This window comes from Vibrio cionasavignyae (assembly GCF_050337155.1).
In the GTDB taxonomy this organism is placed as follows: Bacteria; Pseudomonadota; Gammaproteobacteria; order Enterobacterales; family Vibrionaceae; genus Vibrio; species Vibrio nomapromontoriensis.
In genome coordinates this window covers 1-6,418 of sequence record NZ_JAKJSR010000043.1, presented here as the reverse complement: position 1 = coordinate 6,418, position 6,418 = coordinate 1, and the positions used below count along the sequence as shown (strand labels likewise).

Here is a 6,418-nt window from a genome sequence, read left to right as displayed (position 1 = left end):
TCTTCATACCCTTCCCAAGCCGTGTCTTGTACTAGCATCCAACCATTTTCTTGCGCCGTTTCATTAGCAAGGCGCACGGTATCATCGTAGTTAACATCCGTCACAATGCACTCTGCGCCTAAACCTTTAATACGCTCTACGCTCGCTTGCGCCGAACCTTTTGGCATGTACACCACCGCGTTTTGCCCCATTTCACGCGCCGCCCACGCCACACCAGTGCCATGGTTGCCGGCTGTCGCCGTGGCAAACGTTAATGGCGCCTCAAGCTTTGATGACACCGTTTTTAAGTCAATTTCAGCAATATCCACATTCAAGTGCTTGGCCAATTGACGACCTAATGCGTAGGAGCCACCCAATACTTTGAACGCATTAAGACCAAAACGCTTGGACTCATCTTTCACCAACACCGCTTTCACGCCTAATTGTTGCGCTAGGGCAGGTAAAGACACTAACGGTGTCGGTGTGTAACCTTCAATTTTTTGGTGAAATTGACGCGCTTGAAGCGCTTGATCAGCAGAAAACAGGGCACTGGTTTTTCCAGAATAGAATTTATTGTTGGCGAGTTTGAGCATGGGGGGTACCTAAAAGAAACAAAATGAGAAGAATAAAACAAGCCATCCAACGATTTATCAAAATATGAGAGGAGGTGATAAATGCCGATGGCTCGTAGTAACTATGAATGACTATTTGATATACGCGATCGCTTCAACTTCAACCAAGGCGTCTTTCGGCAATCTAGCGGCTTCTACACAAGAGCGTGATGGTGCATTTTCAGTACCAAATACTTCTGTGTACACCTCGTTGAATGCCACAAAGTTTTCCATATCCGATAGGAAACACGTCGTTTTCACCACGCTATCAATAGACGCGCCAGCCGCCTCTAATACTGCTTTTAAGTTAGACAGAGATTGGCGAGCTTGCTCGGTAATGCCCCCTTCAACAAAAGCCATCGTCGTTGGATCTAGCGGTAACTGACCGGATGTAAAAACCAGCTCTTTAAATGCCGTTCCTTGTGAATAAGGACCGATAGCGGCAGGTGCTGACTCTGTATGAATGGTTGTTTTCATCTTAATTTACTCTTAAATAGTGTTTCAAAACATTACGACCGTAAATGCATCTTATGCCCAATACGAATCGCTCAAAAATACTCGAACTTGGGTTCGAGCATTCATAAAAAACAGAAAATACCTATAAAACAATGCATTAAAATCTACGTCTAAAAAACAATAGTCAATAAAGCAATTCTAATAAATGACCTAATCTTTGGCAGTGCATCAGCGCCCCACAAAAGGTCACTACTGTTAACTTTGATCACCATCACACATTCGACATAACTATCAAACAGTCCCGGCAATCAATTAACTTTATGTAACTATATAACTATATATCTCCCTCCCCATCAAGAATAAAGTTAAACTTTTTTATCGCAAACCTACCAAAATTGACCAAAATCAATAAATTATTCGATTAAAGGCACTTTCAGTGCACTATAGTGAACCGCAAGACTTGGGTCACATTATTTGACTGAAATATCATTAATATCCTCCCCATAAAGTTCACAAATATGAACTATACAGTGACGTTGATACACAACATCACACCAATAACATTACGGGAACAGGGGTAACACTTGATGACTAACTACTTAAACCGAGGCTTTGAACTGGCGGAGTTTGAAAACAGAACATTACGTGCTCAAAAAGTCATGCATGACAAAAAACTCGATGCCATGATTTTCACCACCGAGCCTAACGTTCGTTACTTCACCGGCTTTCATACCCAGTTTTGGCACAGCCCAACACGTCCTTGGTTTGTCATCGTGCCTGCTGAAGGTAAACCTATTGCCATCATCCCTGAAATCGGCGCAAGCGGTATGGCCGGGACTTGGATTGATAACATCATTACTTGGCCATCTCCAAGACCTGAAGATGACGGCATTAGCCTCGTCGCCAGCGCATTAAACTCTCTACCGTGTAAGCATGGCCGAGTGGGCGCGACGTTAGGGATTGAATCTCACCTGCGTATGCCAGTGAACAACTACTTAAAACTCACCACCATGGTGAAAAAAGACTTYGTTGATGTCTCTCTAGAAATGCACGGTCTTCGCCAGATTAAATCTCAAGCCGAAATCGAAAAAACACGTGAAATATGCCGCATCACTAACGTCGCCTTCGACAAAGTTCCAAGCTACGCCAAAGCAGGCATGTCCGAGCGTGAAATCTGTAAACAGTTCCGTATTGATATGTTGCTAGAAGGCGCCGATGAGTGTCCGTACATCATTGCAGGCTCCGGTCCTGACGGCTATGACAGCATCATTATGGGTCCGACCGACCGCATTATTGAACCGGGTGACGTGCTGATTATCGATACGGGTGCGGTGCGTGATGGTTACTTCTCTGATTTCGACCGCAACTGGGCATTTGGTCACGCCAGTGAGCAAACCAAAGCCGCGTATCGCGCCACCTATGAAGCCACCACTAAAGGTTTTGAAGCGGCGAAACCGGGCGCCACCACCACTGATATTTATAACGCCATGTGGAAAGTGCTAGAAGCCAACGGCGCACTAGGGAACGACGTCGGTCGTCTTGGTCATGGTCTGGGAATGGAGCTTACCGAGCGTCCATCTAACACCGCCACCGACAACACCATCCTAGAGCCAGGCATGGTGATGACGCTTGAGCCGGGCATGGTCTACGCACCGGGCAAATCTATGGTGCACGAGGAAAATATCGTCATCACCGAAAACGGCGCGGAATGGTTGTCTGAACGCGCGGCCCCTGAACTCATCATCATCGACTAATTCAACTAATCATAACAATAAGCCAACGCATGATATCCATGACGTTGGCACCCTACTAAGGACTGAAAAATGAACACGACAAAGAAAAATGTATTTTTAGGCTGGATTGCAGCCATCGCTGTTGCCTGTATATGGGGCGTAACCGGGGTCGTCTCTAAGCCACTCTCTATGGCCGTCGACCCAATGACATTAGTTTTCTTCCGCTACGTCACTGCAGTGATTGGCCTCTCTATTATCTACATGTTTACGTCTCGTAGTAAAAGTCTGAGTGTTGACCTAGGTAAGTCCCTTAAAATCGAGAAAAAAGATTTCGCTCGTATCGCGTTATGCGGCATTGTTGGTCAAGGCGTATTCTCGCTGTTCAACTTCCTCTCTCTAGCGCACATTGGCGCAACGGAAAATGGCGTAATCCAAGGCATGCAGCCGTTTGCGACCGTTTTCTTTGGCATGATGTTCATGAACTTTAGAATGAACAAAATTCAATGGGGTGCTTTCATTGCGTCGGCGCTTTGTATCTACGCTATGAGTGTAGGGCCAACCAATTCTATCGAAGGTGGTACGGCATTATTAGGTTATGTCTATGTGACATGCTCAATGCTTGCACTAGCATGGACAGCACACCTTCGTGCCAGCCTTGCGGAAAAATATGGCTCTGTCGTCTCTATGCTTTACCAATACATTTCTGTAGCGGTGATGGGCGTGTTTGTTGTCATCGCGATGGGACTCGACTTGTCGCAAATTTACATCATTTTCTCTAGCCCGCTACTTATAGGCCTGCTTATTTTCTTAGGTACTGGTATTTCAGGTGGTAGCTACCTAGTGCAACTCTACTCGTTCAAACAAATTGGCGTAGAAAAATCAACAATGGCATTAAACCTCATGCCACTCGTCGGCTACTTGGTTGCTGTTCTCACTCTAGGAGAAGAAATGGTCCTAAGTAAAACCATCATTGTTTCTCTTATTGTGGTTGCGCTTTACATCTTCACTAAATACGAAACAAAAGAAACACCTGAAGAAACAATCAGCCTTAAGACCCAAGAAGCAAAATAATTCATTACTTAACCAATGTTATACCGCAGGTGATTGATGACCAATCACCTGCAAATAGGAGAATGTAAATGTCTGTAGAATGTTCCGCAATTGAATGGCGTCGCCACCTACATCAGTACCCTGAATTCGGTACTGAAGAGTTTAAAACCGCAGAATTCGTTGCAAACAAACTAGAGGAATTTGGCCTAGAGGTGCACCGTAACATCGGTGGCACAGGTGTGGTAGGTATCCTGAAAAATGGTACCAGTACTCGTTCAATCGGTTTGCGAGCGGATATGGATGCTTTACGTATCCAAGAACAAAATACCTTCTGTCACGCTTCTAAACACCAAGGTGCAATGCACGCCTGTGGCCATGACGGCCACACTGCCATGCTATTGGGCGCGGCATGTGAACTGGCACAAACGAAGAGCTTTGATGGCACGGTGTATTTCATTTTTCAGCCTGATGAAGAGCGAGGCACTGGTGCTAAAGCGATGATTGAAGATGGGCTCTTTACTCGCTGGAACATGGACTCCATCTACGCCATGCATAATTTACCTGGTATTCCTGCAGGCAAATTTGTCACTCGCCCTAGCTCTATTATGGCCAGCGAAAGTAGCTTTGAAATTGTCGTCAAAGCTACAGGTGGTCACGCGGCACTTCCTCACATGGGCACCGACCCTATCGTCGTAGGCGCGCAAATTGTTACTGCACTACAAACCATTGTGTCTAGAAACCTAAGTGCAATTAATGAAACAGCCGTTATCTCGGTAACCAACTTCGAAACCAACGGCACCGTGAATGTTATCCCTTCACAGGTAACAATCAGCGGTGACACTCGTAGCTTTACTGACGAAGCGTTACACAAGATTGAAGCGGCTATTGAACGTATTGTCGCAGGTCAATGTATGGCAGCAGGCGTTGACTATCAGTACACCTTTAACAATAGCTTCCTTTCTACCATCAACACACCAGAAGAAACCGAGCATGCCATTAAGGCCGCTCAACAGGTCGTAGGCACAGAAAACGTCGATGGCGCTTGTGAACCATTCACCATCAGCGAAGACTTCTCGTTTATGCTTCGTGAAGTTAAGGGGTGCTACATTTTAGTGGGTAACGGAATTGGTGAATGCGGCGGAACCGCATTACACAATCCGCTTTACGACTTTAATGACGAAATTTTGGGTCATGGTATCCAATATTGGAAAGCACTCGTAGAAGGGCAATTAAGCGCGTAGTTACCCCCAAAAAACACTCGCTTCGCAAGGCTAACTTGCCCAATTAACGAACAAAAGAGTACGTCACGGCGTGCTCTTTTTTGCTTAATAATAACCAGAGACATGAACAAAACAGCCCAATACTCACTATAGATTCAATATCTAAACTCAGAACCTTAAACTCAACACCTTAACTTCAACGCCATAAACTCAAGACGCTAAAGCTGTGACTGCTTTTTAGTAGCCTAGCCAGTTTCCAATTCATCTACTTCGCTGCTTCAAACGTTCCGGTAGGTGACAACACAATAGTGACCAGTCACACCGCCAGCGCGCTTTCTTCTTTCTAGCAAACAGTATGAAATGAAGATACAGCGCCTTTACGTGTACTTGCTAATATCCAGTTGCTTTATGCATACATACAAAAAAAGCGCATCATCGATGCGCTTTTTCATGGCTAATATAGCCCGCCATAACCTACGATGCGGCGTACTCACCTTCCCATACGATACGATGGTAACGATCTGGATTGGTGTCTCCTTCGGTACTAAACAGCAAAACTACTGACTCCGCATCTAGACCAACTTGCTCATCCAAACCCTGTGTATGCAATTCACGTAGTACACCCAAGGTGATCGCCCCTGACTCACCACTGATGATCTTTGGATCATCGCTCAGTGGGTTACCCAAGATGCGCATACCGTTCGCGGACACACTGTCCTCTACCGACACAAAATAACGACTGCAATCACGCAGAACAGGCCACGTCACCGGATTAGGCTCACCGCACGCAAGCCCTGCCATAATGGAGTTCAAATCACCGCTCACATTCACCATATTGCCTTCTGCACTGGTGCCTGAACGATAAATACAATCTGCTGCCGCAGGCTCAGCAATAATAGTATCAAAGGTATCAGCGCCGAGTTTATCCGCTAAATACCCCAATACACCGCCCGCCATCGCGCCAACACCCGCTTGCAATACCACATGCGTCGGCATGCCAAATTCCAGCGCCGCAACTTCCTCAACCGCTTCATCCGCCATGGTCATGTAACCTTGAGAAATCCACGTTGGGATTTCTTCATACCCTTCCCAAGCCGTGTCTTGTACTAGCATCCAACCATTTTCTTGCGCCGTTTCATTAGCAAGGCGCACGGTATCATCGTAGTTAACATCCGTCACAATGCACTCTGCGCCTAAACCTTTAATACGCTCTACGCTCGCTTGCGCCGAACCTTTTGGCATGTACACCACCGCGTTTTGCCCCATTTCACGCGCCGCCCACGCCACACCAGTGCCATGGTTGCCGGCTGTCGCCGTGGCAAACGTTAATGGCGCCTCAAGCTTTGATGTTTGATGACACCGTTTTTAA

Annotated in this window: 5 protein-coding genes and 1 pseudogene; 3 read left to right on the top strand and 3 right to left on the bottom strand. The window is 46.2% G+C overall.

Annotation, left to right across the window (positions count from 1 at the left end):
- Positions 1-572 (bottom strand): pyridoxal-phosphate dependent enzyme (locus tag L4D74_RS24650; RefSeq protein WP_428755027.1); only part of this gene is annotated, 572 nt, incomplete at its 3' end.
- Between the two features lie 111 nt (positions 573-683).
- Positions 684-1,067 carry a RidA family protein gene (locus tag L4D74_RS24645; protein WP_428754500.1) on the bottom strand — a complete coding sequence of 128 codons (384 nt, stop codon included), beginning with the start codon at positions 1,065-1,067 and terminating at the stop codon, positions 684-686.
- A gap of 566 nt (positions 1,068-1,633) precedes the next feature.
- Here L4D74_RS24645 and L4D74_RS24640 point away from each other — a divergent pair.
- The 3 genes from L4D74_RS24640 (at position 1,634) to L4D74_RS24630 (ending at position 5,070) form a co-directional block, all read left to right on the top strand.
- Positions 1,634-2,800, top strand: coding sequence for a M24 family metallopeptidase (locus L4D74_RS24640; protein ID WP_428755026.1), 1,167 nt, complete (start codon positions 1,634-1,636; stop codon positions 2,798-2,800).
- Between the two features lie 69 nt (positions 2,801-2,869).
- Positions 2,870-3,850 (top strand): DMT family transporter, encoded by a 981-nt coding sequence (locus L4D74_RS24635; protein ID WP_428755025.1) that lies wholly within the window; start codon positions 2,870-2,872, stop codon positions 3,848-3,850.
- A gap of 68 nt (positions 3,851-3,918) precedes the next feature.
- Positions 3,919-5,070, top strand: coding sequence for a M20 aminoacylase family protein (locus tag L4D74_RS24630; protein WP_428755024.1), 1,152 nt, complete (start codon positions 3,919-3,921; stop codon positions 5,068-5,070).
- Positions 5,071-5,523: 453 nt separating this feature from the next.
- Here the strand turns inward: L4D74_RS24630 and L4D74_RS24625 are convergent.
- Positions 5,524-6,396 (bottom strand): annotated as a pseudogene (locus L4D74_RS24625) (diaminopropionate ammonia-lyase); the annotation flags it as partial.
- Positions 6,397-6,418: the final 22 nt, after the last annotated feature.

Bases quoted from the DNA above. Each gene is read 5' to 3' on its own strand.
- L4D74_RS24645 (WP_428754500.1), bottom strand. From the start codon at position 1,067: ATGAAAACAACCATTCATACAGAGTCAGCACCTGCCGCTATCGGTCCT.
- L4D74_RS24635 (WP_428755025.1), top strand. From the start codon at position 2,870: ATGAACACGACAAAGAAAAATGTATTTTTAGGCTGGATTGCAGCCATC.
- L4D74_RS24630 (WP_428755024.1), top strand. From the start codon at position 3,919: ATGTCTGTAGAATGTTCCGCAATTGAATGGCGTCGCCACCTACATCAG.